23 protein-coding genes and 4 pseudogenes are annotated in these 26,670 nt (G+C 41.3%); 9 read left to right on the top strand and 18 right to left on the bottom strand.

Going from position 1 to position 26,670, the window contains the following annotated elements; translation table 11 throughout:
- Positions 1 to 113: 113 nt before the first annotated feature.
- From IEW82_RS20370 to IEW82_RS20375, 3 genes and pseudogenes are all read left to right on the top strand, one after another.
- Positions 114 to 191: a putative holin-like toxin gene (locus IEW82_RS20370; RefSeq protein ID WP_373285696.1), complete on the top strand. Its 78-nt coding sequence runs from the start codon at positions 114 to 116 to the stop codon at positions 189 to 191.
- A 319-nt stretch (positions 192 to 510) separates the two neighbouring features.
- Positions 511 to 811, top strand: a pseudogene (locus IEW82_RS04085) (carbon-nitrogen hydrolase); the annotation flags it as partial.
- Between the two features lie 310 nt (positions 812 to 1,121).
- Positions 1,122 to 1,430 (top strand): annotated as a pseudogene (locus IEW82_RS20375) (hypothetical protein); the annotation flags it as partial.
- Here IEW82_RS20375 and IEW82_RS04090 read toward each other — a convergent pair.
- The 3 genes from IEW82_RS04090 to IEW82_RS04100 are packed head-to-tail and all read right to left on the bottom strand — an operon-like array spanning position 1,341 to position 3,604.
- Positions 1,341 to 2,090: an amino acid ABC transporter ATP-binding protein gene (locus IEW82_RS04090; protein ID WP_188689579.1), complete on the bottom strand. Its 750-nt coding sequence runs from the start codon at positions 2,088 to 2,090 to the stop codon at positions 1,341 to 1,343. The pseudogene IEW82_RS20375 and the gene IEW82_RS04090 overlap by 90 nt on opposite strands.
- Positions 2,087 to 2,779 (bottom strand): amino acid ABC transporter permease, encoded by a 693-nt coding sequence (locus IEW82_RS04095; protein ID WP_188689582.1) that lies wholly within the window; start codon positions 2,777 to 2,779, stop codon positions 2,087 to 2,089. The genes IEW82_RS04090 and IEW82_RS04095 overlap by 4 nt, the downstream gene beginning before the upstream one ends.
- A gap of 12 nt (positions 2,780 to 2,791) precedes the next feature.
- Complete coding sequence (locus IEW82_RS04100) at positions 2,792 to 3,604, bottom strand: amino acid ABC transporter substrate-binding protein (RefSeq protein ID WP_188689585.1); 813 nt, start codon at positions 3,602 to 3,604, stop codon at positions 2,792 to 2,794.
- Positions 3,605 to 3,853: 249 nt separating this feature from the next.
- On the opposite strand from IEW82_RS04100, the gene IEW82_RS04105 reads away from it, so the two are divergent.
- Positions 3,854 to 5,086 (top strand): aminopeptidase, encoded by a 1,233-nt coding sequence (locus IEW82_RS04105; protein WP_188689588.1) that lies wholly within the window; start codon positions 3,854 to 3,856, stop codon positions 5,084 to 5,086.
- Positions 5,087 to 5,173: 87 nt separating this feature from the next.
- Here the strand turns inward: IEW82_RS04105 and IEW82_RS04110 are convergent, their stop codons facing one another.
- Positions 5,174 to 6,208 carry a YecA family protein gene (locus IEW82_RS04110; RefSeq protein ID WP_188689591.1) on the bottom strand — a complete coding sequence of 345 codons (1,035 nt, stop codon included), beginning with the start codon at positions 6,206 to 6,208 and terminating at the stop codon, positions 5,174 to 5,176.
- 189 nt (positions 6,209 to 6,397) lie between these two features.
- Here IEW82_RS04110 and IEW82_RS04115 point away from each other — a divergent pair, with 189 nt between their 5' ends.
- Entirely contained in the window at positions 6,398 to 6,943 is a 546-nt protein-coding gene (locus tag IEW82_RS04115; RefSeq protein ID WP_188689593.1) for an acyl-CoA thioesterase, read from the top strand.
- 69 nt (positions 6,944 to 7,012) lie between these two features.
- On the opposite strand, the gene IEW82_RS04120 is transcribed toward IEW82_RS04115, so the two are convergent.
- The 4 genes and pseudogenes from IEW82_RS04120 to IEW82_RS20380 all read right to left on the bottom strand — a co-directional run.
- Positions 7,013 to 7,759 carry a CAP domain-containing protein gene (locus tag IEW82_RS04120; RefSeq protein ID WP_229672267.1) on the bottom strand — a complete coding sequence of 249 codons (747 nt, stop codon included), beginning with the start codon at positions 7,757 to 7,759 and terminating at the stop codon, positions 7,013 to 7,015.
- A gap of 245 nt (positions 7,760 to 8,004) precedes the next feature.
- On the bottom strand, positions 8,005 to 9,165 hold the full coding sequence (locus IEW82_RS04125) for a S1C family serine protease (protein WP_229672293.1): 1,161 nt from the start codon (positions 9,163 to 9,165) through the stop codon (positions 8,005 to 8,007).
- 11 nt (positions 9,166 to 9,176) lie between these two features.
- Positions 9,177 to 10,091 carry an FxLYD domain-containing protein gene (locus IEW82_RS04130; protein WP_188689601.1) on the bottom strand — a complete coding sequence of 305 codons (915 nt, stop codon included), beginning with the start codon at positions 10,089 to 10,091 and terminating at the stop codon, positions 9,177 to 9,179.
- 171 nt (positions 10,092 to 10,262) lie between these two features.
- Positions 10,263 to 10,328 (bottom strand): annotated as a pseudogene (locus IEW82_RS20380) (zinc-ribbon domain-containing protein); the annotation flags it as partial.
- A 233-nt stretch (positions 10,329 to 10,561) separates the two neighbouring features.
- On the opposite strand from IEW82_RS20380, the gene IEW82_RS04135 reads away from it, so the two are divergent.
- Together IEW82_RS04135 and IEW82_RS04140 are read left to right on the top strand one after the other, a co-directional pair.
- On the top strand, positions 10,562 to 10,801 hold the full coding sequence (locus IEW82_RS04135) for a hypothetical protein (RefSeq protein WP_188689604.1): 240 nt from the start codon (positions 10,562 to 10,564) through the stop codon (positions 10,799 to 10,801).
- A gap of 36 nt (positions 10,802 to 10,837) precedes the next feature.
- On the top strand, positions 10,838 to 12,778 hold the full coding sequence (locus IEW82_RS04140) for an aconitate hydratase (protein ID WP_188689607.1): 1,941 nt from the start codon (positions 10,838 to 10,840) through the stop codon (positions 12,776 to 12,778).
- Positions 12,779 to 13,451: 673 nt separating this feature from the next.
- Here the strand turns inward: IEW82_RS04140 and IEW82_RS04145 are convergent.
- Entirely contained in the window at positions 13,452 to 15,545 is a 2,094-nt protein-coding gene (locus tag IEW82_RS04145) for a DNA topoisomerase III (RefSeq protein ID WP_188689609.1), read from the bottom strand.
- A 231-nt stretch (positions 15,546 to 15,776) separates the two neighbouring features.
- Between IEW82_RS04145 and IEW82_RS04150 the strand changes: the two genes are divergently transcribed.
- A complete protein-coding gene (locus tag IEW82_RS04150; RefSeq protein WP_188689612.1) occupies positions 15,777 to 16,838 on the top strand; it encodes a two-component system sensor histidine kinase NtrB in 1,062 nt (353 codons plus the stop codon).
- A gap of 42 nt (positions 16,839 to 16,880) precedes the next feature.
- Here IEW82_RS04150 and IEW82_RS04155 read toward each other — a convergent pair whose 3' ends face one another.
- The 8 genes and pseudogenes from IEW82_RS04155 to IEW82_RS04190 all read right to left on the bottom strand — a co-directional run bounded on the left by IEW82_RS04155 (position 16,881) and on the right by IEW82_RS04190 (position 23,265).
- Positions 16,881 to 17,537, bottom strand: a complete 657-nt coding sequence (locus IEW82_RS04155; protein ID WP_188689615.1) for a GntR family transcriptional regulator — start codon at positions 17,535 to 17,537, stop codon at positions 16,881 to 16,883.
- 112 nt (positions 17,538 to 17,649) lie between these two features.
- A complete protein-coding gene (locus IEW82_RS04160) occupies positions 17,650 to 18,222 on the bottom strand; it encodes a cell wall hydrolase (RefSeq protein ID WP_188689618.1) in 573 nt (190 codons plus the stop codon).
- A gap of 194 nt (positions 18,223 to 18,416) precedes the next feature.
- Positions 18,417 to 18,875, bottom strand: coding sequence for a hypothetical protein (locus IEW82_RS04165; protein WP_188689621.1), 459 nt, complete (start codon positions 18,873 to 18,875; stop codon positions 18,417 to 18,419).
- A gap of 198 nt (positions 18,876 to 19,073) precedes the next feature.
- Positions 19,074 to 19,148: pseudogene (locus tag IEW82_RS20385) on the bottom strand (YjcZ family sporulation protein); the annotation flags it as partial.
- A gap of 202 nt (positions 19,149 to 19,350) precedes the next feature.
- Positions 19,351 to 20,454, bottom strand: a complete 1,104-nt coding sequence (locus IEW82_RS04175) for a Ger(x)C family spore germination protein (protein WP_188689626.1) — start codon at positions 20,452 to 20,454, stop codon at positions 19,351 to 19,353.
- Complete coding sequence (locus IEW82_RS04180; RefSeq protein ID WP_188689629.1) at positions 20,438 to 21,550, bottom strand: GerAB/ArcD/ProY family transporter; 1,113 nt, start codon at positions 21,548 to 21,550, stop codon at positions 20,438 to 20,440. Before IEW82_RS04180 ends, IEW82_RS04175 begins: the two co-directional genes overlap by 17 nt.
- Before the next feature lie 15 nt (positions 21,551 to 21,565).
- Entirely contained in the window at positions 21,566 to 23,056 is a 1,491-nt protein-coding gene (locus IEW82_RS04185; RefSeq protein WP_188689632.1) for a spore germination protein, read from the bottom strand.
- Entirely contained in the window at positions 23,053 to 23,265 is a 213-nt protein-coding gene (locus IEW82_RS04190; RefSeq protein ID WP_188689635.1) for a hypothetical protein, read from the bottom strand. The genes IEW82_RS04185 and IEW82_RS04190 overlap by 4 nt, the downstream gene beginning before the upstream one ends.
- Positions 23,266 to 23,362: 97 nt before the next feature.
- Between IEW82_RS04190 and IEW82_RS04195 the strand changes: the two genes are divergently transcribed.
- Positions 23,363 to 24,007, top strand: coding sequence for an HAD family hydrolase (locus IEW82_RS04195; RefSeq protein ID WP_188689638.1), 645 nt, complete (start codon positions 23,363 to 23,365; stop codon positions 24,005 to 24,007).
- A gap of 482 nt (positions 24,008 to 24,489) precedes the next feature.
- Here IEW82_RS04195 and IEW82_RS04200 read toward each other — a convergent pair whose 3' ends face one another.
- Entirely contained in the window at positions 24,490 to 26,550 is a 2,061-nt protein-coding gene (locus IEW82_RS04200; protein ID WP_188689640.1) for a HelD family protein, read from the bottom strand.
- Positions 26,551 to 26,670 lie beyond the last annotated feature (120 nt).

Below are 26,670 nucleotides of genomic sequence, written 5' to 3' on the forward strand. Positions count from 1 at the left end.
AATTATTGTAATAATGGGAATATTCGTTCTTTTATGGAAAGAAATTTGATATAATAGACTAACGGTAGGAGTCTTCCAAGGGCCAAGTGCATTCCTGTTAGGGGGTGCTTCAAATGTCCGTATTCGAAGCGTTGATGATCATGCTCAATTTCGGGGTGTTGATCACGGCTTTATTGGACAAGAAAAAATAGACCGCGCTTTGACAGAGGGGCGGTCTATTGGAAGAAACGTTTGCTACGCTCCTGTGTCTGCGAACGCCTATTGTACTTGCTCCCCTTTGGAAGCTCTTAGCGTTCGATCGTAGGTGCCCCCACCTACGATCACTTTTTTATTGTATGCAGTTCTTTTCATTTCATTTCTAAAAAATAATGGACACCTATATTATAGCATTAATGTGGCGTTTTCGTCTTTCTTCTTTCTATTTCCCGATTATTTAACAGAATAAACGAACCCTTTCGACAGCGTTTGAGAAAGCCTAAAATAGGGAATTATAATACATCTGATGAATGACAAGGTTATTTACGAGTCATATATTGCGCGCAGGCAAGGGCGATTGAAAATCAAATATATACGGTGATTACAGGAACGGTTGGCAATCTTCCTTCCGTTGAAAATATGGATATACAATATGCTCAATCGGGAATTTTCACTCCGTCTGATTTTCCTTTTCCTAGAGATGGCATTGTCGGAGAATGCTCACCGAATATTGAGACAGTTGTGGTTGGCGATGTTGATTTAGAAATCCTTAGACGCTATAAAAAAAGCGGGAATGTTATGCAATTTAAGGGATCGGCGTAGCGATTTTTTACAGCATTCATTGGAAAGGGTAAGGCAAGAGGGGGAGGTAAAACGTAAAGAGATCCTTTTTTGCTTCTCCTATATCCCTCAATGTGTTAGTCTCTTTCTCTTATTAATCATTAAAAAGAGGCTGGGGCAAAACCCAGCAAATTAAGAGTGGAGCCTACCAAAAAATTGGTAGGCTCCACTCTTTTGAATTAAAAAGTATAAAATTCTGTTTGTCATTGGAATTGGCAATGTTGATGTCAGCTTGTTCAGGAAAAGTTGATTGAGGGAGAAGCCATTTTTAAAGTTCATGAGTGCGAAAAGCGAGGGAAGGGAATCATCGAGGGTCAGTGCGAGGCAAAGAGAAAGTAGAAAATGAGTTAGGGTTTGTATTCATGGCAGTGAACTTAAGAAAGTACACTGCCAAAACGCTAAATACAACTATCGATAATGATAATAATTCAACTAAAAAAGGTTCCCATCATCCAAAAATAGATAACGGGAACCTTTTTTCATTTATTTTGACTAGTTATGTCCCAGCCTCATGGGTGGTTGGTTCAAATGGGATTGATAAGTCGAGACAGGAAGGCGCGTGTTCGCTCATGCTTAGGATGATTAAAGAGTTCAGAGGGTTCACCTTGTTCTAAAATTTTCCCTTGATCTAATAGAACGACCTTATCAGCCACCTCTTCGGCGAATTTCATTTCATGTGTGACAACAACCATGGTCATCCCCTCTACAGCGAGCTCTTTCATCACCTTTAATACTTCACCAACGAGCTCAGGGTCGAGAGCTGAAGTAGGTTCATCGAAAAGTAGAACTTCAGGGTTAACTGCCATGGCACGGGCGATACCTACACGTTGTTGCTGTCCTCCTGAAAGCTGATCAGGATAAGCATCCGCTTTATCGGCCAAGCCGACCTTCTTTAATAATTGAAGCGCGGTCGTTTTAGCTTCTTCCTTTGCTTTTTTTTGGACGATGACCGGACCTTCCATGATGTTTTGTAAAACAGTCATATGTGGAAAGAGATTATAAGATTGGAAAACCATGCCTGATTTTCTCCGCAGGGCGAGCATATCCTTTGGCTTTGGCTGAACATTTTCTTCAAAGGTCAAGGAGATGTCGCCTACACGGAGGGTCCCATTTGTAGGAATTTCCAATAGATTCATACATCTTAATAGGGTGGTTTTACCCGATCCCGAAGGACCGATGATAACAGTCACCTGTCCCTTTTTGACAGTCAAGTCAAGACCTTTGAGGACATGATGCTCTCCAAAAGATTTTTGAATGGCTTTGACTTCAATCATAATAAACTTCCTTTTTTGGCCGATTTTGAATCAAAATAATGCTCCAGGCGATTTTGAAAATGAGAAAGCACGGTGCTAAAAACGAGATAAATCAATGCAACTTCACAATAAAGAAGCATGGGCTCATAATATCGTGCTGTAATTTCTTGGGCCTTTTGAAACATTTCAGTTACAGTAATACTAGCAGCAAGCGACGTATCCTTTATCAAACTGATAAACGAATTAGATAAAGGTGGAACAGACACTCTTAATGCTTGTGGAACAATGATGCGTCTCAATGCCTGTCTCTTCGTCATGCCGATTGAATAGGCAGCCTCCCATTGCCCTTGGGAAATTGAAAGAATGGCTGCGCGGATGATCTCTGATCCATAAGCGCCGACGCTTAATGAGAAGCCAATGACACCCGCGGTAAAAGGTGGAAGTGTCAAGCCAATACTTGGCAGTCCATAAAAGATAATAAATAATTGCACAATCAGCGGTGTTCCTCTGAAGATCCAGACATAGAAGCGGGCAATGCCTCTTAATGGACCGACAGGGGAGATACGAACGAGCGCTGTTACAAAGGCGATGACAAGACCAATTGCAAATGAAACTAATGTTAAAGGAATGGTAAAAGCTACCCCTGCTTTTAGCAGAGGTAGAAAGGATTCAATAAATATGTGATAAAGTCTTTCAGTATGGTCACTCATAATGGATCAATCCTATTTTGAGACATCTTCATTGAAGTATTTTTTCGAGATTTTGAGATAAGTACCATCCTTTTTCATGTCAGTCAAGGCCTTGTTAACAGCTTTTACCAAATCTTTATTTCCTTTGCGCATCATTGCTGAGCTAGCTGAGCCACTATTCTCTTCAGCCACAACCTTTAAAGGGATATTCGGCTGCTGTTTTTTCAAATCTAAGAAAGAAAGACTGTCGTTAACCGTTGCGTCAATGCGTCCGGACTTTAATAAATCAATCGCTTGATTAAAGCCATCTACTGAGACGATTTGAGCGCCATTTTCCTTGGCGATTTTTGACAGGTTACTCGTCATGGATTGACCGGATTTCTTCCCTTTTAAATCAGAGAAATTTTTAATTGTGTTGTTATCTTTTCTGACTATAAGGGCTGCTTTTGAAACGATATACGGGGAACTGAAATCATATTTTTCTTTACGTTCAGGTGTAGCCGCGACCTCGTTAAATACAGCGTCAAACCGTTTAGCGTCCAAACCTGCAATCATTCCGTCCCACTTCGTTTCAACAAAGTCAGCTTTGACACCTAACCTTTTAGCTACTTCTTTAGCAATGTCGACATCAAATCCAGTAAGCTTGCCGTTCTTGTCGTGATAAGTAAACGGTGCATAGGTCCCCTCAGTACCAATTTTAATCGTGCCTCTATCTTTGATTTGCTGAAGCAAAGTTTGTTTTTTTGAATTGTTTTTGTCAGCATTATTACTACTATTATTCCCGCATCCAACGATGACGAGAAGAAGGGCTAATAGGATGCTAACCAAACCTAAATATTTACGCATGATGTACCTCCAAAACAATCTGGTTGAATTTACTATTCAAATGAGAACATTCAAAACATATAATTCCCAGTCGAATAGTGTGGTTTTACTATAATGAACAAAGAAAGGCTTGTCAATAAAAAAGCAAGCTGTCTAAATTTTAATTTAAATCAAACCGGACATTTTTATTCATGCTAAAATTTAAAGGACGATTTATTATTAATGGTTGGCTGATCGTGGTAAACTAGAAAGCATTGGAGGGATTTTTTTATGGGTTCATTTAAAGAAAACTTAGAGCATTATGCAGAGCTTGCTGTTAAGGTGGGCATCAATATTCAAAAAGGGCAGGAGTTGGTCATTAATGCTCCCATCCATGCGATTGATTTTGTGCGAGTGGTCACTAAAAAGGCTTACCAGGCAGGGGCTAAAGAGGTCCATTTTCGTTGGATGGATGATGATTTGACACTTACACGTTATACATATGCACCAGATGAAGTATTTCAAAGCTATCCGGAATGGGAAGCGGAAGGACTTGAAAAATTAGCAAAAAGAGGGGCCGCCTTTCTTGACTTGAGAACGCCAAACCTTGACCTTCTGAATGACATCGATCCAGAAAAAATAGCAGAAAATAATAAAACGGCATCAGAGGCATTGGAAACGTATAGGGATTATCGAATGGCAGATAAGGTCAGTTGGTCTATCCTTGCCATTCCTTCAGAAGAATGGGCGGTTAAGCTTTTTCCAAATCTTGAAACAGAAGCTGCTGTACAAAAGCTTTGGGAGACCTTGTTCGAAATGACCCGCGCGGATCGCGAGGATCCCATTCAGGCATGGAAGGACCATCAAGAAACCTTGGATGAAAAGCTAAACTATTTGAATGCCAAAAAATATCATAAGCTCCATTACACAGCGCCAGGAACAGATCTCACGATTGAATTTCCTAAAGGGTATCAGTGGGCTGGAGGTGCAGCTGAGAATGCTAAGGGCATCAGTTTCTTTCCGAACATCCCGACAGAAGAGGTCTTTACATTGCCGCTTAAAACGGGTGTTAATGGAACGGTGACAAGCACAATGCCTTTAAATTACAGTGGCACATTAATTGAGAAGCTATCGCTCACATTTAAAGACGGTCGAATTGTTGATTTCAGTGCGGAAAAGGGCTATGAAACCTTAAAGCGCTTGGTCGAAACGGATGAAGGCTCGCATTATTTAGGCGAGGTCGCTCTTGTCCCAAATGATTCACCCATTTCACAATCAGGCTTGATTTTCTTTAATACACTGTATGATGAAAATGCTTCATGTCATCTGGCCATTGGCAAGGCCTATCCGAAATGTCTTGAAAACGGGGTGAATATGTCCCGGGAAGAACTGGATGCTCATGGTGTGAACAAAAGTCTGACACATGTGGACTTTATGATTGGATCAGGGCAGCTTGATATTGATGGGATTACGGCGGATGGTGAAGAGGAGCCTGTTTTCAGAAATGGGTTATGGGCTTTTTAAGCAGGTATTGTCGGGAAAGTTACGCAAACCAAATATCTCAAATAACCCCCATGGTGGCTTGTCTCCATGGGGGTCTAATTCGTTGCTCTAAGCCATGATCATTGTTTCTGAAAAGGCTTTGATATCACGATATTTTTGTGAAATGGAAGAAGCAGACACGTCATACTTTCTACTCAATTCCGCTTGCGTAATGGCATACTGTTCCGACAGATTGGCGGCTAAATATTCCAAAGCAGCAGCATAAAGATTTGGTCTTCTGACGATATGCACTTCCTTCTCATTAAATGCCTGCCAAATGTTAAGAACTGTTTCCTTCACCTTTTCTTCAATGAGAGCGCCACACTTCTCTATAAATATGGCACCGACGCCAGACTCCACGAAGGCTTTATAGAAGCTTTCCGGGGAATCTTCTTGTGCATCCTTTGTTACTAGGGTATGTAGGATCTGTGGGAATTGCTCTCTGAAAGCCTTCTGAACATCTTCAGGTTTCCCGCTTGGGAAGTATTGGCTTTGAATGTTAGTTAGATCAGAATCTGTATATTCCTCTAATTCGTAGTACCCACCAAAAAGCTCTTTGATTGGTCCAATGTCAATCAATTGACCAATGATAAGGTAAGCGGGATTAAACTGTTTTTCTTGAGTTAGAGTTTTAAAGGTTTGCTTTGTCCAAACATCTTCTAATACAGCATAATGTTGATCAGTATGAATGTCCTTTACTCTATAGACAGAGTGGGTGGTATGTTTCCAGCTTTCAACCATTTGAATAGCAGAGGGTCTTGTCTGCGTTGATTTATATTTGTCTAAATAATAGCTGAATACAGGCTGTTGTTTTGGTCCAACAGGTTGGTTAAAGAGCTGCCAAATTATTAAAAAGATGGTTTGATCCTCGACAAACTTATCATCCACATTGATGGTTTGAAAAAAGTCATTAAGAGGTTGTGATAATTCATCCTCATATTTGGTTTGGGCATAATTAAAGATATCGACGAGGACGCGCTCATACTCTTGGAACAGTATTTTTTCTTGTTCCTTTTCAACGGATTCTAATTTGTTCATACAACATTTTTTATACTTTTTACCGCTGCCACATGGACAGGGGTCATTTCTTCCTATCTTTTTCATAGTGCACTCCTTTTCCTCTTACTATTATAATAGCACTAAATCTACTTAAGGTTCTAGAGTGATGATTACTTTCAGAAAAGTAAGATGGTTTATTCAGCAAGAACGATGAAATGCAAATGTAGAAGAAGAGCGTTATGATAGATGGGAAACTTAATCATAGAGAGATTATTTGGTATGGAGTGATCAAGCATGAATAAAGAAACAAAGACGGTAAGTCAATCGCGGGTGTTTAAATCGAGCCATGTTCTGCCACCAGATACGAATAATCATGGGACACTTTTTGGTGGGAAATTAATGGCCTATATAGACGACGTTGCTGCCTTGTGTGCTCGGAAGCATTCTCGGTGCAATGCAGTAACAGCGTCAACAGATTCTATTGACTTTATAAAGCCGATCAAAGTCGATGATGAGGTATGTTTAGAAGCGTTTGTCACTTGGACGCATAAAACCTCAATGGAGATTTTTGTAAGAGTCCTAGCAGAAAACTTGTTTACTGGGGAGAGAATTGTGTGTGCCACCTCGTTCCTCACGTTTGTTGCTATAGGGGATGATGGCCAGCCAACAGAAGTTCCGAAAGTTATGCCCACCAATGAGGTTGAAAGATATCTTCATGAGACTGCGCCAGAACGCGCAGAAAATCGTAAAAAGAGAAGAATCAATAGCAAGGCGCTCATAGAAAAAATTGGGTCATCCTTACTTTGGGATGATGATTATAATGAAGCAGAAAAAAAGTAACGCATAAAGGAGCAAGACGAAAAAGGATGTCCTGAAAGCAACTCACGTTTAGGACATCCTTTTTATGGTTTATTTTTTAATAAATTCTTGCACCCAATAATTTTGTGATCCTGTGTGGCCAACACCGATAAAGGTATAGTCTTTATTTAAAATGTTGGCACGGTGACCTGAACTATTCATCCAGTCCTTCATAACGTTCTGAGCATTTGTTTGTCCTTGGGCAATATTTTCACCCGCATTCTTGTAACTAATCCCAAATGCTTTCATCATGTCAAACGGGGAACCATAAGTTGGACTCGTATGGGAAAAATAATGATTGTTAAGCATATCCTTAGCTTTGGCATCCGCCATTTTTGTCAAAGAAGAATCTACTTTTAAAGCTGGAAGTCCATTTTTCTTGCGTTCGGTGTTGACTAGATCGACCACCTGTTGGATGGCTGTATCACTGCTGACATTGCTCTGGTTATTTTGATTGGTGGCATTATTAGTAGGAGCCTGAGCGGATGGTTTCTGTTGCTGCTGTTGAGCGTATGGTGCATTTGACCCCTGAGGACGGTTAGTGTAAGAGGGACCTTGAGAATATTCCGTTCCGTTACTATAAAAGCGATAATATTTTTTGACTCGATAGGTCATCGCTTGTCCAGAAATCCGTCCATGCTTGGTATAAACAACTTGATTCGTTTGTTGGGGTTTGACACTGTTTTGCAGCTCGGATTCACCCATATTTTTATTGCCATTATTGTTACAGCCTGTTAAGGATAAACTTATAAGCAAACCAAACGAAAGCACGCTCAGTTTTAATTTGTTTAATTGCACATTCATCACCCTTATATAATTTTTATACTATCGGCATTTAAAAATTTTGCTGGTGTGACTCAAGGAAGACAGTATAAGTTCAGGCTTTGGCCTCTCACCACCTGAAGTTGGGTGGATGCCAAGTTTTCTTTATTGGGTAATGTTAGTATGTCAAGGCATAAGAAAAGAACACATGGGAATGTGTTCCTTTCCGGTATTGTAGTATGAGGACCTCGTTAGTCGGAAAATCAGATATCATTTGAAAGTTATAGGGCCTTGCCTTTACCCGTTTTGATTTTTAATTCATCATTTTCGTAGCCGACCGTATAGGTGACTTGATACTTAGCATCGGTTGTTTCCCCATTATTACTCAATTCTTGGGCGGTAATCTTGGCAATGACTGTTACCTGTTTACCGTCTGTTGACAGTGAGCCTGTGACATTATCCACAGTGATTTTCATGGTGGACAAATAGCCTTCACGAAACGTATCGTAAGCGACTCTTTTTTGCCAATCACTCCCTAAAAGTGCATAAGCGGACACATAATCATGTGTACTGAGGTCCTCGTAAAAATATTTGATAAGATATTCGGCGTCACTTTTAAGTGTGTCGCCAGTTTCCTGCTGTGTTGCATTTTGAGTCATACTGCCATTAATCCCATTAATGGTTTGTGGATGTTCTGACCAGTCGGTGACTTGATCAAGAACACTTTTAATGGGAATACTAAAAGCAATATTACCTTCCTCCATACCGGCAGAGTTAATTGCAATCACTTTCCCGGTCTTTTCATCGATTAAGGGGCCACCGCTATTGCCATGAGTAATCGGTGCAGAAATTTGATAGACATGATGATATTTAAATGGGTCAATTGTGAAATCACGATTAGTTCCACTTATAATCCCTGGTGTAACCGTATTTTGAAGACCTAATGGGCTTCCCAAGGCAATGATATCGTCGCCAACTTGGACATTCCCCTTTGCCTCTAATTCCAAAGGGGGAATATCGGTCATCTTGTCGACGCGAACGACAGCCACATCCGTGGTTTGGCCGATACCGATGACTTTTCCTTCATAGGTTTTAGCATCAGAGGTTTTTACCGTGACGGTTTTAGCGCCTGATACCACATGTGCGTTTGTAATGATATCTCCGCGTGAATCGTATAGGAATCCAGAACCTATGGTTTCACTATCACTGTTTTTTACTTGAATTTGTACCACGGCTTTTTGACTATCATGAATGATCGTCTTAAGTGTTATTTTTTTTGTGGCTTGGGCGGTGGTTTGCTTATTGCTCAGTTTAACAATGCTAGATACGCTTCCAACATGGTAATGGCTGTAATGCTTAGTGATGAAGTGATATGCCAAGCCGCCTAGTAAGAGTAAAACAAGAGCGCAGCAACTCGATAGTATCAAATGTTTATTCTTCACGATTTTCTCTCCTAATTATCGACATACCAAGTGAATCCTGTGACTGCCACTTTTAAGGCTTTATTTTCCATCATATGTGTATAGTCGAAATGTCCAGTGTCTCCTGGGTACAGTTTATCAGGTGTTGCGTATACTTTGTTCTTTGTGACTTCTTTACCGTTTTTATCTGTTAGTGTATAAGCTACTTCGACCATCGAAATGGGTACAGTTGCATCGCTTTTTATGGTTCCACTGACGACGACATCGCCATAGTCATTAAGCTTTGTATGGACTTTGACGAGCTGAACGGCATCATTTTTATTGTGCTGGCGCTCTTTTTCAGCGGCAGCCAATGCTTTTTCTAATCTTTGTTGCTCCGCATCGGCAAAGGCGTTTTCTGCGTTCTTGATTGTTGTTTGTAGCTTGAGTAACTTTTTATTGTCCTTATCGTAGCTTAAGCCATCCGTTACGGCCTTTAATGCTTCTGAAAATTGGTTATCTTTTAATAGATTACTTGCCTTATTATAGGCGATTTCAACGATTTGTGATCGGACCTCGTCAGCAATTTTCTTGGCTTCTGGAACATTTAGATCCTCTGCCTTTTGCAAGATAGGAGCCAGAGCATCGATGGTTTGCTTATTTTTCATTTGTTGTCTTAATTGCGTAACCATAGTATTGACACGCTGAGTTGACAGCCTTTTTTTCAGGTTTTGAATCACTTGACCGTCATAACTCTCCAGCTTATTTTCAGATTGATCGATTTGGGCAAGGGCTTCTTCGTAATGCTGGGCTTTATTGTATTGGTCTATCTTAGTAAGATCTTTATTGATTGCTAATGCTAAAGTGACAACTGTTTTATCCAAAATGGCCGTGGGAAAGTTTTGGCGTTTGTTTAAAGCCTCGGTAAACAATTGCTGCGCTTGTTGATATTTCCCTTTATTTGCCAAATGCTCCCCCTTTTTAAACGCGTGAATCGCAGCTTCGGTTCGCTTTTCTTCCGCCAGGATGATGCCGAGTAATGCACCAGTTAGAAGTAAAAAGATGAAAAGGGGAATGCACCACCATAGGCGGGCTTTTTTTGCAACGTTTCTGGTTGATACTTCATTATAGTGAAGCCTGTGCCCACAGGAGGGGCAGAAGCGGGCGTCCTGTTTGCAAGGCGCTTCGCAATGAGGGCAAAGCATAGTGTAACATCCTTCCTCTTAATAGTACCTCATCAGCTTTAATTCTAGTTTGCCATAACTCAATGGGCATGAGAATGATTTTTGTAGAAACATGTAGAATTAATTTTAACATAAAATGATTGCAGTGTTCTGGCCTTATTTGTATCGTCTTTAAGTTGAAATACTTTGAAATAAATGTATAAAGCGTGGAAAGAATAAAAAAACTAAATCGACGATGAAGGAGGCGCATGATAATGGTGGATCCACAACAAAAACTGAAAAATCGAGTAGCTGAAGCCTTGCAATCCTTACAGCAAGCACAAAATAGCCAAAATCCACAACAGTTTTATGAAGCGCAGAGACAATTGTATTTAGCTGAGCAAACACTTCAAGCGACCCTAAGCGAAACAGAGCTTGAAAATGAAGCATTGGATGCTTACAAGGCACAAATTAGTCAGGCCCAGAATGTCATAGAGCAACAAAATTTTGAATGAGGGAACGCACGAAAGGAAAGGTGGGACGCAATTCCGATGGGATTAAACGTGGCACAGAAGCTCATTAAAGAGCATTTAGTAACAGGACAAATGGCTCCTGGTGAAGAAATTTCCATTAAGATCGATCAGACCTTGACCCAAGATGCAACAGGGACAATGGTCATGTTGGAATTAGAGGCGATGCAGTTAGACAGGGTAAAAACAGAAACGTCCGTACAATACGTTGATCATAATATGCTGCAGGTCGATTTTAAAAATCCGGATGATCATTTATTTTTGCAAAGCGCCTGTGAGCGATTTGGTATTTGGTATAGTAAACCGGGGAATGGTGTGAGCCACCCCACCCATATGCATTATTTTAGTAAGCCAGGCAAAACATTGTTAGGCTCAGATAGTCATACATGTGCGAATGGCTCGATGGGCATGCTGTCCATCGGTGCAGGTGGCTTAGAAGTGGCGATGGCGATGGCAGGGGAACCTTTCTATGTCAAAATGCCTGAAATCTGGGGCATTAAGCTGACAGGGCAGCTTCCCGACTGGGTCAGTGCCAAGGATGTTATTTTAGAAATGTTAAGACGCCATGGCGTGCGTGGTGGTTTTGGTCGCATTATCGAATATTATGGTCCAGGACTTAAGCATCTCTCAGCAATGGATCGTCATGTCATTGCCAATATGGGTGCTGAGCTTGGGGCGACAACGACTGTTTTTCCTTCCGACCAAGAAATCAAACGTTTTTTAAAAGAGAGAAATAGGGAAGGGGACTGGGTGGAAATCATAGCTGACGAGGATGCCACTTATGATCATATGGATGAGATCAATCTCTCGGAGCTCGAGCCACTTATTGCTCGGCCAACAAGTCCTGGGAATGTAGTGACCGTCCGCGAGGCGGCAGGGGAGCCGATTTATCAGGCTTATGTTGGTTCTTCAGCCAATCCAGGATTCCGCGATTTTGCCATTGTGTCCAAAATGGTTGAAGGCAAGCAAGTGGCTGAAGGGGTCTCCTTCGATATTAACCCTTCCTCCAGAGACGTGTTAGAACAATTGACTAAAGAAGGATATTTATCTCCTTTAATTCATGCCGGGGGTCGCATTCATCAAGCAGGGTGTAATGGCTGTATTGGCATGGGGCAAGCCCCTGCTTCAGGACGAAATAGCCTAAGGACAACCCCCAGAAATTTTCCTGGACGTTCAGGAACACGAGAGGATAGCGTCTTTTTATGCAGTCCTGAAACGGCTGCGGCATCAGCATTAGCGGGTAAGATCACAGATCCGCGCACGTTAGGGATGGACTATCCCCACATTAAAGCCCCCCAGCCTGAAATGAATAAAGAAGTCTTTATTGCGCCACTTCCTGAAGAGCAGGCAAAAAGCGTTGCGCTTGTAAAAGGGCCCAATATTGCTTCAATTCCAGAAATGAATGCCTTACCAGATCATTTAGAAATTGAAGTGTTATTAAAGGTTGGCGACAATATATCTACAGATGAAATTCTAGCCGGTGGGGGTAAAGTGTTGCCCTTCCGAAGTAATTTGCCGGAAATTAGTAAATTTGCTTTTGAGATCATCGACGATGAATACTATACCCATGCGATGAAAACGCGGGATGTAGGCAGTGCGATTGTTGGTGGCAGCAACTATGGACAGGGGTCAAGTCGAGAACATGCAGCTCTTGCGCCAAGATATCTCGGATTAAGGGCGGTCATTGTTAAAGATTTTGCCCGCATTCATTGGCAAAATCTCGTGAATTTTGGTGTGTTACCGTTAACCTTTAAGAATGAAGAGGAGTATCGAAAAATTGATCGAGGAGACATCCTCATTTTGGCCAACCTCCATGATCAATTAAAGAAGGGCAGCGACTTGGTCATAAAGTTGAAAGAGAAGAACATCGACATTCCTGTCCAACATGCCCTCTCACCACGACAAATTGACATCGTTATAAATGGTGGGTTGATCAATTGGACGAGAAAAGCTGTGCATTAATTAAGTCACGGAGGGTGGGACAAAACGAAAAGAGATCCCCCTCATACCGAACGCTAAGATTTTAAAGGAGCTAACATCACTCACTTAAAAATCCGAACGCGTGTCTTCAAAATGGTGAATGCGTTCGGATTCTCTATGAGCTGAAGACTTCTGTCTCAGCCTCACTAGAGAAATTTCCTGTCAAAACGATAAGACGCCGGAATGTGGGGCTATAATGTGGCCCCATAATACGATAAAAATCGACTCGAATTCTGTGGAATTTGAGTCGATTTTCTTATACTATCAGAATTTATAATTTCGCTGACGCTCCAAAGGAAGAGAGTATAAGTGTCACTTTGGCTTTCGCCATTAAAGCTTGGCGACAACCTAAGTGTGTGATTGGCAAAAATCACATCAGGAGTACCAGCGGAGTGGTGCAAGCCCAGTTTTCTAAATAATAAGCAGGTATAACTTTTCGTTGCTACTTTCTAGGGATAAACTGATGGTATTTGTTAAAAAGCCTACATCTTTTGTTTCTTTGAGACAGAATTTGTTATTTTAACCCAGCCTTTTGTTACGCTCACATCTGGATTCGGAAACTTGCAGCCCGGATTTGTTCTCTTTTTGTTATTTTGCTTAGGTCTTTTGTTCTAACACCAGAATCTAAAAGTGGAACGCTTTACGGATAGCCTTTTTAATCCTTTTGCTCTTTAAAGGCGGATTTTAGAGCATCGGCAAGTGGATTATTAAAAACTTCTTCTTTTTGACTGTACTTATTTAAAAGCTGACGTTCTTCACGCTTTGACATTTTTTTCTTTTTATTTTCGGCTTTTTCGACGAGGTTGCAGTGTTTACATTGAAAATAAAGACCAGCCTTCCCGTTATGGATTTCCATTCGTTTATGGCACTGTGGGCAGCGGCGTTGAGAGAGCTTGGGATCCTTTCGTCTTCTATAATGGCATTCATGGTTAGAACAGACGAGTATTTTGCCATCTTTTCCTTTGATCTCCTTGAGAAAAGAACCGCATTCAGGGCATTTGGAGCCTGTGATGTTATGGGCTTTATAGGATTGGTCACTTTGTTTGATCTCTGATACAAGAAATTCAGCCTTTTTGCGAATATTTTTCTTGAATGTTTCTGGATTGCCATGGCCACGGGCGATGTCTTCTAATTGCTTTTCCCATTGTGCAGTCAGCTCAGGCGATTTAAGGTCATTATTAACCAGATCAATAAGCTGCTTGCCTTTTGGCGTTGGAAAGAGACGACCGTTTTGACGATCAATCGATTGGGATTGAAGCAATTTTTCGATGATGTCTGCGCGTGTAGCAGGCGTTCCCAAACCGTATTTTTCCATCCTTGCTAAGAGATCAGCTTCGCTGAGGCGCTGAGGCGGCTCGGTGAGCTTTTTTTCCACTTGGGCCCCTTTGACAGGGAACACGCTTCCTTTAGATAAGGTTACGGCTGGCTGTTTTGCTGAATCACTGGTTTTGCCTGTCACTTTTTTAAATCCGAGATCAATGACGAAGGTATCGCGGGAGACAAAAGTCTCGCCTTCAATATCAAAGGTAGTCTGGACAGTTTCATAGCGATAAGCTGGATAAAACAGCGCTAAAAATCGCCGAACGATTAAGTCGTAAATCTTACGTTCATCGCCTGCCAAGTCATTAATAAATAATGTTTCTTCCGTTGGAATGATAGCGTGGTGATCGGTGACTTTGCTATCATTAAAGACTTTATTCGCCAACACTTTACCCTTGGTTTTTATAGCAGGAGCTGCTTCTGTTTTGTAGGCAGAGGCGATACCTTTTAAGCGATCAAGCATTGTTGTCTTCATATCTTGTGTCAGATAACGTGAATCCGTACGAGGATAGGTGACCAGTTTATAACGTTCATAGAGCGTTTGTAAAAGATTGAGCGTGCGTTTCGCTGAGAAGCCAAAACGCTTGTTAGCATCTTGTTGTAGTTCAGTCAGATCATAAGGGAGCGGCTGTGTATCGTGCTTCTCTTTTTTGATAATGGAAGTTATTCTCCCTTTTTGATCTTTAATGAGTGCTAAAAGCTTTTGAGCCTTTTCTTCATTGAAAAGGCGCTTTTCTCCCTGATTTTCCCACTGGGCTTTTAATGGACCGATGGTTGCTTGAATTTGCCAATATTCTTTCGGTTTGAACTGTTGGATATGCTGTTCTTGCTCTAGGATCATAGCAAGAGTAGGCGTTTGAACGCGTCCTGCTGAAAGGGGGTCGTTATACTTTGTCGTCAGAGCACGTGTCACATTTAAGCCAATCATCCAATCAGCTTCAGCTCGACAAACTGCAGAGGCATAGAGTTTATCATAATTTTGGCTGGGCTTAAGCTGTTTAAAGCCCGTACGAATGGCTCCATCCGTTTGGGAGGAAATCCATAAGCGCTGGATCGGTTTTTTCCAGTGAATTTTTTCGATAATCCAACGGGCAACAAGTTCACCTTCTCGACCAGCGTCTGTTGCGATAATCAGTTCTTTAATATCCTTGCGTTTTGCTAATTGTTCAATAGCCCTGAATTGGGAACGTGTTTTCGCAATAACCTTTAACCCCATTTGTTTAGGCAAAATAGGGAGGTCTTCCATCCTCCAGGTTTGATACGCTTTATCGTAGTCTTCAGGCATTTTAAGCTCAATAAGGTGTCCAAGTGCCCATGTAATAACATAGTGTTGTCCCTCAAGATAGCTTTTCTGTTTATGGTTACAGCCGAGGACTCGGGCAATTTCCCGAGCGACACTCGGCTTTTCTGCTAAAACTAAAGATTTCATAGTTAACTCCTTCCAATCGAACACGTGTCTACTCTTAAAGTATAGCTTAAATGGGGGTTATAAAAAAGGAAAAGCAAAAGAGCGGTTTTAACTTTGTTTGCCAATATTGTAAAAATTGGTTGACTATTCATAGGGGGACACATACAATTAAAGTGAAATAAGCTTAGAAAATTACAAAAAATAGTGAGTAGAGTGGTAACAGGGGAGTGGGTCTCTTCATGGAGGTTTACGATGATAGATAAGTCTTTGCACGAAGAGCTATACAAATGGGTATTTGAAGAGACGTTCATCGGTATGGCGGTACTGGACCGCGAAGGCCATGTCATGATTTATAATTCTGGGATTTTAAACATACTCCAGCAAGATGATAAAGAGATCTCTAATAAAAATATGGTTGACTTACTCGTACATATCGGCATTGAAGAGCATTTGAGTATGGAGCTTATGCATCACATGCAAAAAGGAACCAGCCAAGATTATAAGGTGAAGCAGGAGGGTTCTAACACTAAGTGGTATCACATTGATGTATTGCCACTATTTAGTCAAAAGATTCTATTTCAGATCCAAGATATAACGAGGTTCAAAACCTCTGATAAAAAGATAACAGAATCTGATAAAGGCTACCTTTCAGCTAAAATGGCAACGGGCATTGCTCACGAAGTAAGAAATCCCTTAACATCTATCAAGGGATTTCTTCAATTAATTAATGATCATGTGAGTGAAGAGCAAAAAGGTTACCTCCGTGTCGTCAATGATGAAATTGATCGGATGGAAGCTATCCTTAGCGAGTTGCTTATTTTAGGGAAACCAAAAAAATTAACATTATCACCTGTAAAAGTGTCATCCCTCTTCAACCATGTATTACAACTGATTGAAATACAGTCTATGAATCATAACATTAGTATATTTACGTCATACTTATCTCATCTTCCACCTCTAATCTGTGATGAAAATCAAATCAAGCAAGTCTTTCTTAATCTTTTAAAAAACGCAATGGAGGCAATGCCTTCAGGTGGCCATATCACCATTCGCATTTCAAGACAAGCAGATGATATTAAGGTAGCCATCAGTGACCAAGGTGAAGGTATTCCAAAGGAAATCTTAGCGCATATGGGTGAACCCTTTCATTCAACGAAGGCAGATGGTACAGGGCTCGGGTTAAGTATTTGTCATAAAATTATTGAAAATCATGATGGAAAATTAGCATTTACTACAGGTGATACTGGGACAACGTTTACCCTATTACTGCCAATCGCCGGGCCAAAACAACGCTTAAGCAAAGAAGAAGAGTAAATAAGTAGCAAAAAGGGGGCCGTGATGGCTCTCTTTTGCTGCTTATTCCTGATCCAGAAGGAGCGTTCCTAGAGTCGACCAATTGTCTTCCATAAGTTGAAGGGCTTGGTCTAGATCCTCATTTTTTATGGCTTGTATGATTGAGGCGTGCTGTTGGACAGAGATTACACTATGAATGGACTTAAATTTTATGAGTTCTAAGCGACGGATTTTCGGTGTCATCCGTTCTAAAGCAATTTGAATTTCTGGATTATCTGCAGCTTGCAAAATAACATTGTGGAATTGTGTGTCCGCTGCAATCGCGGCTTCTGGTAGGCGTTTGCTTAAACTATTGTGTAAGTGTTCATTGTGCTGAGACAGCTGATTTAAAGCCTCGGAGTTAAGATGAGTGAAAGCAAGCTTAAGTGCTAACACATGGAGGGTACCGACCACTTGCAGTAATTGTATCGCTCCCTTCTCATTAATAGCCGTAACCCGTGTCACTGCGCCTGGAAAGGTTTCAACCAAGCCTTCATCTTCAAGGCGTTTAAGTGCTTCACGAACAGGTGTGCGGCTGACATCAAATTTTTTGGCCAACAATTGATCATTTAATCGTTGTCCTGGCTTTAAATCGAGATGAACAATGGATTGTTTCAATGCTGCATAAATTTGATCTCTAAGCGATATTCTTTTAACGGGTTTTATCCATTCTTTTTCCATAACCACACTATACCATAATCTTTTAAAGCGTATAAATTTTTTGAATCTGATTCCTAACCTAGAAGGCTCTCAAGAATAGAGAGAACCTTCGTCAGTTAGGGAGGCTTTGACTTTATTTTTTAAACACATGGTGGCCGATGACGGTTGTGGTTTCTAGGCTAGAAAACCACTGGCTATCTGCAGCAATTTCAGGATTAAAGAAATAGAGTGATCCGTCTCCGTTATTTTCTTCATTAAGAGCTGTGTCCGCAGCCATATAATCAGAAGCACTTGGCGTATTTTGAATAGAACCATTGGCTACAGGAGAAAATTGTCCCTTTTGCATAATGACATTTCTTATAGAATTAGGGAATTGCGGGCTTTTAACTCTATTAAGGACAACTTGGGCAACTTTTACTTTTCCTCTAAACGGCTCGCCACCAGCCTCAGCATGGATAAGTTGAGCCAAAAGTTTTCGATCCTCTGCAGACACCGTCATTTTTTCGAGATGAATCGCCTGTCCAATAGAAATAGCATTTGGATCGGTTATTTGTGGATTCATTGCTAGCACTTGATGTACTGTCATGTGATGGGCTTGGGCAATTGTTGATAGCGTATCACCGGAATGGGCTGTATATGCAAAGCTTTTCGCGCCTGGCCCTATGACACTTGTACTTAATGCGATCATCATTAACCATTTTTTCATGCAACATCCTCCCACTCTATACTCTATGTCCTGTCTCTCATTTAAAGGGTATAGGTGGAATGGCTCTTCACCTCTCCTATGTATTTGCTCTTCTTTACAAAAAAGTAGTCTGTCCGACAGCGCCTATTAATATTCTTTTTTCAAAATGAAAAGAGTTAAAAAGAATGAAGGAACGCGTCAAGTGACCTTCATTCTTATATTGTCTTCTTTAGTTTTATTAAGAGCCATTTCAAGAGTAGCCCAACAAAAACACCTGGTAGAACGCATAATATGGGGAAGAAAACAGGTCCAGGCTGTTTATTCAACAGAGTGACCATGGGAGAATAAATGACACCTAGAGTTACACTGAAAGCCGTAAATACAAAGGGTAAGGCCGTGTAGTTTGATACAGGATCGCCAGAGTGCTTGTACGCGTCCCACATAGAAAAAAAATAGACACAAGGGTAGAACATCAGCCAGTCAATTTGGGCTTCCTCAAAAGCATGCATGATCTTCCCTTGAAAGCTATAGGCAATAGTCATATTAAAGTGTCCATTGGTATTGATGAGGACTTCCAATAGTATGAATATAATTCCTTTAATATAGTGACGGTTAAGTAGTTGGCCGAATCCTGGGAAGGCAATCGACCAGAGGAGGCGTTCAAACTTTTTCATTTTAACAGTCCTTTGCCAGCATATATCCGGTAAAGATGCTTAATATGTAAATTGAATGGATCAATCCGAACGTTTGTTAATGTGTATAAATTTATTATGGTTAGTAACGCGTATAAATATCCTAAAAAACGTAAAAAAATCATGGATTTAACGCTCTCCATAAGGTGATGGAGAGCGTCGACTAAAGTTTATAGTTTTTTACCAAACGTAGGCGGTTCCTACAATGATGAGGAGAATGAAGAGGACAACGATTAAGGCAAAGCCGTAGCCGCCTCCGGCGTATCCACCACCACATCCACAGCTGTAACCTCCACCGTATGCTGCATTTGCTCCGTATGCTGCATTTGCTCCATAACTCCATGGTCCGTATGCCACATGTATCACTCCTTTAAACTTAATTCACTATATCATATGACAGGGGTAGGGAATGGGAAGTCAATCATTCTAAAAAAAGAAAAAAGGGCGGATACCCGTTTTAATTGGTAATGCCTTCATGCTTAAGCTTAACTTTGACTTTTAAGCGAATGTCAGCATGTGGATAATAGTCCATCCAGGCAGCTTCAGACCAATGCCTTTGGAAGCTACGCACATGAGAACCAATCTGGAGAGGATCGGTACGAAGATTTTTAAAGTTTTTAATAAGCGTTATCCCGTTCTTTTGTAATTCCTTTGCCAGCCTTTTTTGCAGGTTGGGGATGCTGTGCTTGCCTTTAAGGACAGACGCAGATTCCCGGACATAGCCATTTTCTTCAACGGAAATCTTAACGATGGGGTGGCGTCCATCTTTCCCACGCGGTTCGACTTGATAATCCACTTTTGAGGAAATGTTCTCAATGGATACATATTGAGAGGCATTCAAAGGGACAGCATAGTTGCCCTTGCTAAAGCTCTGATACAGCATATTAAAGACGAAGGCTTGGGAATAAGGGACATAATCAATGTATTTGTCCCCTTTGAACAAGGCGATACCAATGATCTTAACGTGTTCGTTTTCCTTTTTTATGAGAGGGAGAAAGGGATCCATACCTTTTCCAGCATATTGATACAAAAAGGTATGGAGATTGGTTTCAGGAAAGTTATTGGTAGCATGTTTTTTAAACATGTTGCTTAAATATTCGGAAATCAAAGGATCACTGGCATACTGGCCTTCAAGGATTTCCTTTGCAGAACCTTCAGTAATAGCTAAATTTGTAACGATACCAATATCTGGATTTCTTTTGAGCAAATCGACATATTGGAAAAGCCCGTCAGCAGCGATTTCATTGCTATATAGGCTGACAAGTAATTTCCCGGGTTCAAGCTGATATTCAGATTCAGATTCAAGCTCGGCATTCACCTCTGTTCCTTTTTTTACGACCACAGACATGACATCGGATTTGGGTGGCATAATCCCGCTACCTGCTGATTGTGAATAGACAGGTGAAGTGATCGTGCCTAATAAATAATTTTCTTTATAATAATCATAACCGATCGCCTGAACAAGATGTACATCATCGACAATACGTGGTTTAGCGCAGCCTGTCAGGCATAGGCTTATAAGAAGGAGTGCAATCAGTAGTCGTTTAGCGTTGTTTTGCATGGCTTTTCCTCATTTTTCTATGGACTAGATTATAGAAGTAAAGGAAGGGAAGATACATTAACATCACACCTAATCCGAGTAAAGATTGATATTTATTCCAAATGTCTAATTCCACTTGGTTACTTAATAGATAGCCAAAAAGCACAATGAAGATGATAAGACAGCCGACAATGATGCGTTGATTGAGTGAAAATAAACGCTTGATGATGCGCGAAGCCCCCCACAATGTTAAGCAGATATTCGGCAGGATAACAAAGATCCATATGGTGATACCGATATATTCAAATCGTTCCATAAACGGGAGATCTACAATTTTCCATAAAGACATCGTTGGCCAAAGATATTGATCCAATTCCTGTGGATTAAAATAAACAATGGTAACAAGATACACGACAAGGTATACGACCGTCGTCATGGATGTGGCATAGAAAACCCATTGCTTTCTATTATCTCTTGATTCCGTTTTTTTTATAAATGGATAGACTAGTAATAGTATTGATATCCCTTCATAGTTAAGCGACATCTGTTTGCCTGCATTGATGAGGGCGGGAACAGAATGATTGACTAATGGCAGGAGATTATCAAAATGTGCATAATTTAATGGGGCGATCAATGCTAATATTAAAGGAATAGAGTAAATGGAACTTAAAAAGGCAATGCCGGCAATGGAGCGTAATCCCCCACTAATATAAGCATAGGCTACAATTGAAAGCAGCGTAGCGATTTCCCAATAGGACATTTGTGGAAACATCCATACTTGGACGAGTAGGACATATGTATTAAGCACCGTGATGGACATAGTCAAAAAATAAAGGGAAAAGAGAAAGGATAGGAAGCCACCTATCCATTTTCCAAATAAATGATGGTGGATAGTGATTAAATCCCCCTGATGCTCTTCAAGAAGCTTTGTCAGCATCCACATCACCACAAAAATGATAAAGCCCATGATGAGAATGGAGAGCCATGCATCATACCCAGCGCTATTGGTAATGGGGCGTTGGTAATTGATGACGCCAATACCTGTTTGTATCCCGTAGATGATGAAGAAAAGAACGTAGGGAGATACTTGTCTATTCTCTTGGATTTCTAAGGCCATTTCTCTCTCCTCTCCTTAATCATCAATATCATGCTTTTTACTTGCTCTCTGCGTATTTACGCGCCCAGGATCTTGAGGGCGCAGGAGCATTGGGCGGAGCTTCTGTTTTGAAAACGGCAATCGAAAAAAGGCATCCTTTAAATCCTTTATCCGTAATGGAAAAAACGGCTCAATATAAGGTCTTCCTAATGACTCTAATCTGAGCAAATGTGCGACGACAATCGCAAAGCAACAGGCGATGCCGTACATGCCCCATAACCCAGCAAACAGCAGGAAGGGGAAACGAATTAGCCGCACCGTGTTGTTCATGCGATAGTTAGGGGTAGTGAACGATGCTAACGCAGCCATGGCGACAAGAATGAGTAAGACATTGCTTGTTAAATTGGCTTGTACAGAAGCTGTACCGATGACAATACCTCCAACAATACCGATGGTTTGACCGACCTTCGTTGGCAGGCGAACACCGGCTTCACGAAGGACTTCAATGGTAAATTCCATTAAGAAGGCTTCAGCCAAAGGCGGAAAGGGGATACCCATCCGTGACGATATGAGGGTGGCTAATAGGTTTTTAGGAATCAATTGATAATGAAAGGTCAATGTGGCTACATATAAGGGCGTTGCCAATACAGAAAAGGCCACAGACATCAGCCGGATAAGTCGAAAGGCTGAGGCAATATACCAATTGAGCGTATAATCATCAAAGGCACTAAAAAATTCCACAATGGTTGTTGGGCCCATAAGAGCGAAAGGGGAACCATCCACTAGGATGGCAATTTTCCCCTCAGATAAAGAAGAGGCCACACGATCAGGTCTTTCGGTATCTACGAGTTGTGGAAAGGCTGAATTATGGTCATCCTCAATCATCTGCGAAATGAAAGACACGTCAATAATTTGATCATATTCGATCGCGGTTACTCGCTGCATGACTGTATTCACATTTTCTTCGTTGGCAAGACCGTCTATATAAATAATGGCTGTACGTGTTTTTGTTAACTTACCGACCGTGACCTCTTTTATTTTGAAATTTGGCAGTGGCAATCGCTTGCGCAATAGATAAATATTAACATCAAGAGATTCAATAAAGCTTTCATTCGGTCCTAAGACGTTGTATTCAACTTCTGGAGGGGACACCTGACGATCATTTTTGGCCTTTACGTCTAATAACAGGCCTTGTTCGCTATTTTTTTCAAGTTGAATAAGGACGTGGCCTTGCAATACCTTTTCTTTTATTGTATTGACATCATCTGTAAGGATCACTTCTTCAAACGGAAGACTCGTTCGCAATTCCTCAAGAGTTGTCCCCTCAGACTGTTGGATGAGTGGCGTTAGAATATCACGCTGCAGCATATCAGTATCCACGATGGTCCGGATGAACGAACAATAAATGGCTGTCTTTTTTAATTGATGCTTTTTTGAAATATAATCTCCAGAACCCTCGAGCATTGTATAGATATTCTCTAGCTGCTTTTCTCTCATGCTTTGTTGGCTTTTAGAGAACCATTTCATGGCTTGTCATCCTTTGATGTCTTGTCTTTGGCTGGATCATGCACGATTTCATCAAATAATAGAATGAGAAAGGGAGCAAAAATCATATAAAATATCATAAATAATAAAATGAGATAGGTAATGCTGAACAATCGAAAATAAAGTAAGACAAAAAAAATGCCTAATAAGGGGTAAAAGCTGAGAATGGTTAGTGTCTTCATATGCTTCAAAGTTATTAACATCCTTAAAACGTGTTATCATGCTATAATTTAGTATGACCAAGCCGTTTTGAAATAAACATTGGAAAGCATCCCGTGGAGGTGGGTTATGAAAACAATCGTTTTTGATTTTGACGGTACACTTGCGAATACATTGCCTATTATTGTGTCTACTTTTCAACACCTTTTCAGGACATATAAGGGAGTGACAGCTTCTGCTGAAGAAGTGATGGCGCTTTTCGGGCCGACGGAGGAAGGCATGCTTCATGACTTGTTGCCAGAAGAGGATTGGGCGCAGGCGGAACGGGATCTTTATACATATTACCGTCAATACCAAAGTCAACAGGGGGAGGCAGACCCAGATATCATTGCGTTGCTTGATTATGTAAAGAAGAAAGGGGTTAAGCTGGCTATCTTTACTGGAAAGGGGAGATGTTGCCTCGACATTTCTTTGGAATACCTTCAGATCGAGCATTATTTTGATGTGATGATTACCGGAGATGATGTGGCGCGACCCAAACCGAATTCAGAAGGGCTGAGAAAAGCGATCGATTTATGTGATGCAACACCTGCAGAGACGATTTATGTTGGAGATAGTGACGCGGATATTGCGGCGGGCAAGAGTGCAGGTGTTCTGACAGTTGGCGCGTGTTGGATGGAGCGCACCCAGTCTGAGCATTTCATTCAAGCCCCAGATAGAGTCTATCAACAGGTGAGTGATTTCCTGAATGATTTAAAACACCAGCATATTTAACTGAGAAAAAGGGGAGAGGGTGAGACAAAACGAGAAGAGATCACCCTCATACCGAGCGTTAAGATCTTAAAGGGAGCTAAGGAAACGGGAAGTCTTGTCAAAATGTGGAGACTCCTACGAGGACAGGTGCGAGGGTTACTTCATGAATAAACGACGCGTTGTGCGGAGAAAGCTGACAACGAAGCAAGTCTAGCAGACGCAGGAACAGGGGATTCTTGGTCTAAGCATCTTACAATTTTCAAGGCACTTTGGCTAAATGCGTCACATCTATGTGACACCATCGAAGCTAGCACATCACTCCCCCAAAAGTAAAGCGCACTTTTGGGGGACCCCTGATTGCATGCCTGAGGCTGGCCTGTGGAATGCGAAGTGTTTTGACGGAGCGCTTCATGCCTCACTCAAAAAGCCGAACGCATGCTTCGAAATAGTGAATGCGTTCGGCTTCTCCATGAGCAGAATACTTCTGTTCCGCCTCAAAATAATTAAGGCAGCAATAAAGAGGGCTGACCTTGATAAAGTACACTAAGATTGTGAAGGGCACGTGTGCATCCCACATAAAGCAGCTTAGAATGGAAAGCGTCGGTCGGAAAATTTTCCACATTTGCGTTAGTGATAATCACCGCCTCAAATTCTAATCCCTTTGAAAGATACATAGGGAGGATAGAGAGCCCGCCATCATAATTATCCTCTTCACCAGTAAGCATGGCGCCGTCCACACCGATGCTTTTAAGTTGGCGCTGGAGCTCTTCAGCCTCAAGCTGTGTTCGTGTTAAAATCCCTACGCTGTGATAGCCTTTCTCGGTCAGATAAATGAGTTTTTGCTGGATGTGCTTCAGCTGCTCAGTTGATGAGCAAGAGATGACCGTTACAGCTTCGCCACTGCGAAACACGGGTTCTGCCATACATACAGGCTGATAAGCTTTGGCTAAAACGGTGTTGGCAAAAGCGATGATCTCTGTGGTGGAACGATAGCTTTTTTCTAATTTGAATAATTTCACTCGTGTCGGATCAAATAGATCGCTAAAGGCTTCCCATTGATCTATTCCTTTATAATCGTGTATGCCTTGAGATAAATCTCCAAGAATGGTAAAAGACTGATTAAGCGTGAGTTGCTTTAATAAATCGATTTGAAACGGGGAAAAGTCTTGGGCTTCATCAACAACTACATGATGAAATTTTTGGCCTTTATCAATGCCGTAAAAAGTATGTTGAATCATAAGCAATGATGGTAGATCATCCGCCTGCACGCTGGACTGTTCCAAATGTTTTAAGGTTTGTTCTTTTTGCTTTTGCGCCAATTGTGGATGTGCGCTAATGAATTGTTTGTAAAAAGCTACGGGAGATAGAGGTAGAAGTTTTTTAGTATATGTACGAAGCGTTTGAGTGACTTTCTTTTTTTGTACCTGCCTCTCTTTGGGAGCATAAGACTTCAGCGCATTGTCGATTTCATTTTTGATCCGATTCATCATCCGTTCTTTTCGCTTGAGCAAGGGATAGGACTTATAATCTGTGTTAAACCACGATTGAAGTGTTGCAATAGAAAGCGTTAAGACATCACCAAGGATGAGAGGGCGTTCAGGAATCGCTTGGGCTTCGTAAGCGTCCAGCGCCTTTTTCAGCTGTTCCTTAAATTGACGGGAGCCTTTATAGCGAAGGGAGTCGATCGCCTCCCTAGTTGAGGTTGTCTCAAGCCAACTCCTTTTAAAAGCGGTTTGCTGGTCTAAGGTGACCGGTTCTTCAAGCTGATGTATTGCCCAATCGTTGAAGGTGGTTTGTTGGATGTTGCCCACACCTAACTCAGGTAAGACATCAGCAATATAATCAAGGAATAAGGTACTTGGAGCAAAAATAATCATGCGTTCAGAACGCAGGCGGTCTTGATGCTCGTAAATCAGATAAGCCAATCGATGTAAGGCAATGGTAGTTTTTCCACTCCCGGCAACCCCTTGGATAATCAGGGCATTATTTTTAGGGGCACGGATGATGGCATTTTGTTCAGCTTGAATCGTTGAAACAATGTCTTGAAGCCTTGAGCTTGTTCGCTCAGAAAGCCGATGGAGTAAAAATTCATCCACTCCCGAAAGGTCAGCCTTTCCTTTAACATAAGCGTCTACAATACGTTGCAGCTGTTGCTGTCTGATGACTATATTGCGCTTGAGATGGACGGTTCCTTCAATGAGGCCTTCCGGCGATTCATAATAGGCGGGTTCATCGCCTCCGGTAAAAGAATAAAATAGACTTGAGATAGGTGCACGCCAATCGATAATAAGCGGCTCTCCGCTACTATCAGCAATCCCAACTTTCCCTATATAAAGGCGTTCGATCTCAGGCGATAAATCTTCCTGGAAATCAAGGCGAGCAAAATACGGTTCTTTTTCAGCCGTTTTTAAATGCTGTCTGTTTTTTTCTCTCATCTCCTCTAGCACTTGCTCGGTGATATCGTCACCGACATAACGTTCTGTTGTCTCTAGCTTTTGGCTTTGTTCGGCAATTTGCCTTAAGACATCGAAAAGCCGTCGTTCTTCTTTAATGTGTTCGTCCATTCTCAATCCTCCAATCTTATGTATGGATAGCAGTGTTTCATTTAAAGAAAGCGGCACCAAAAACAGCAAGGGGAATTAAAAATTTTACTATTATTCAGTTAAAAAAGCAACAGTTTTTTT

This window comes from Pullulanibacillus camelliae (genome assembly GCF_014642655.1).
Classification (GTDB): Bacteria; Bacillota; Bacilli; order Bacillales; family Sporolactobacillaceae; genus Pullulanibacillus; species Pullulanibacillus camelliae.

Coding starts and splice junctions, on each gene's coding strand:
- IEW82_RS20370 (WP_373285696.1), top strand. CDS start 114: ATGTCCGTATTCGAAGCGTTGATGATCATGCTCAATTTCGGGGTGTTG.
- IEW82_RS04090 (WP_188689579.1), bottom strand. CDS start 2,090: ATGATTGAAGTCAAAGCCATTCAAAAATCTTTTGGAGAGCATCATGTC.
- IEW82_RS04095 (WP_188689582.1), bottom strand. CDS start 2,779: ATGAGTGACCATACTGAAAGACTTTATCACATATTTATTGAATCCTTT.
- IEW82_RS04100 (WP_188689585.1), bottom strand. CDS start 3,604: ATGCGTAAATATTTAGGTTTGGTTAGCATCCTATTAGCCCTTCTTCTC.
- IEW82_RS04105 (WP_188689588.1), top strand. CDS start 3,854: ATGGGTTCATTTAAAGAAAACTTAGAGCATTATGCAGAGCTTGCTGTT.
- IEW82_RS04110 (WP_188689591.1), bottom strand. CDS start 6,208: ATGAAAAAGATAGGAAGAAATGACCCCTGTCCATGTGGCAGCGGTAAA.
- IEW82_RS04115 (WP_188689593.1), top strand. CDS start 6,398: ATGAATAAAGAAACAAAGACGGTAAGTCAATCGCGGGTGTTTAAATCG.
- IEW82_RS04135 (WP_188689604.1), top strand. CDS start 10,562: ATGGTGGATCCACAACAAAAACTGAAAAATCGAGTAGCTGAAGCCTTG.
- IEW82_RS04140 (WP_188689607.1), top strand. CDS start 10,838: ATGGGATTAAACGTGGCACAGAAGCTCATTAAAGAGCATTTAGTAACA.
- IEW82_RS04145 (WP_188689609.1), bottom strand. CDS start 15,545: ATGAAATCTTTAGTTTTAGCAGAAAAGCCGAGTGTCGCTCGGGAAATT.
- IEW82_RS04150 (WP_188689612.1), top strand. CDS start 15,777: ATGATAGATAAGTCTTTGCACGAAGAGCTATACAAATGGGTATTTGAA.
- IEW82_RS04155 (WP_188689615.1), bottom strand. CDS start 17,537: ATGGAAAAAGAATGGATAAAACCCGTTAAAAGAATATCGCTTAGAGAT.
- IEW82_RS04160 (WP_188689618.1), bottom strand. CDS start 18,222: ATGAAAAAATGGTTAATGATGATCGCATTAAGTACAAGTGTCATAGGG.
- IEW82_RS04165 (WP_188689621.1), bottom strand. CDS start 18,875: ATGAAAAAGTTTGAACGCCTCCTCTGGTCGATTGCCTTCCCAGGATTC.
- IEW82_RS04175 (WP_188689626.1), bottom strand. CDS start 20,454: ATGCAAAACAACGCTAAACGACTACTGATTGCACTCCTTCTTATAAGC.
- IEW82_RS04180 (WP_188689629.1), bottom strand. CDS start 21,550: ATGGCCTTAGAAATCCAAGAGAATAGACAAGTATCTCCCTACGTTCTT.
- IEW82_RS04185 (WP_188689632.1), bottom strand. CDS start 23,056: ATGAAATGGTTCTCTAAAAGCCAACAAAGCATGAGAGAAAAGCAGCTA.
- IEW82_RS04195 (WP_188689638.1), top strand. CDS start 23,363: ATGAAAACAATCGTTTTTGATTTTGACGGTACACTTGCGAATACATTG.
- IEW82_RS04200 (WP_188689640.1), bottom strand. CDS start 26,550: ATGGACGAACACATTAAAGAAGAACGACGGCTTTTCGATGTCTTAAGG.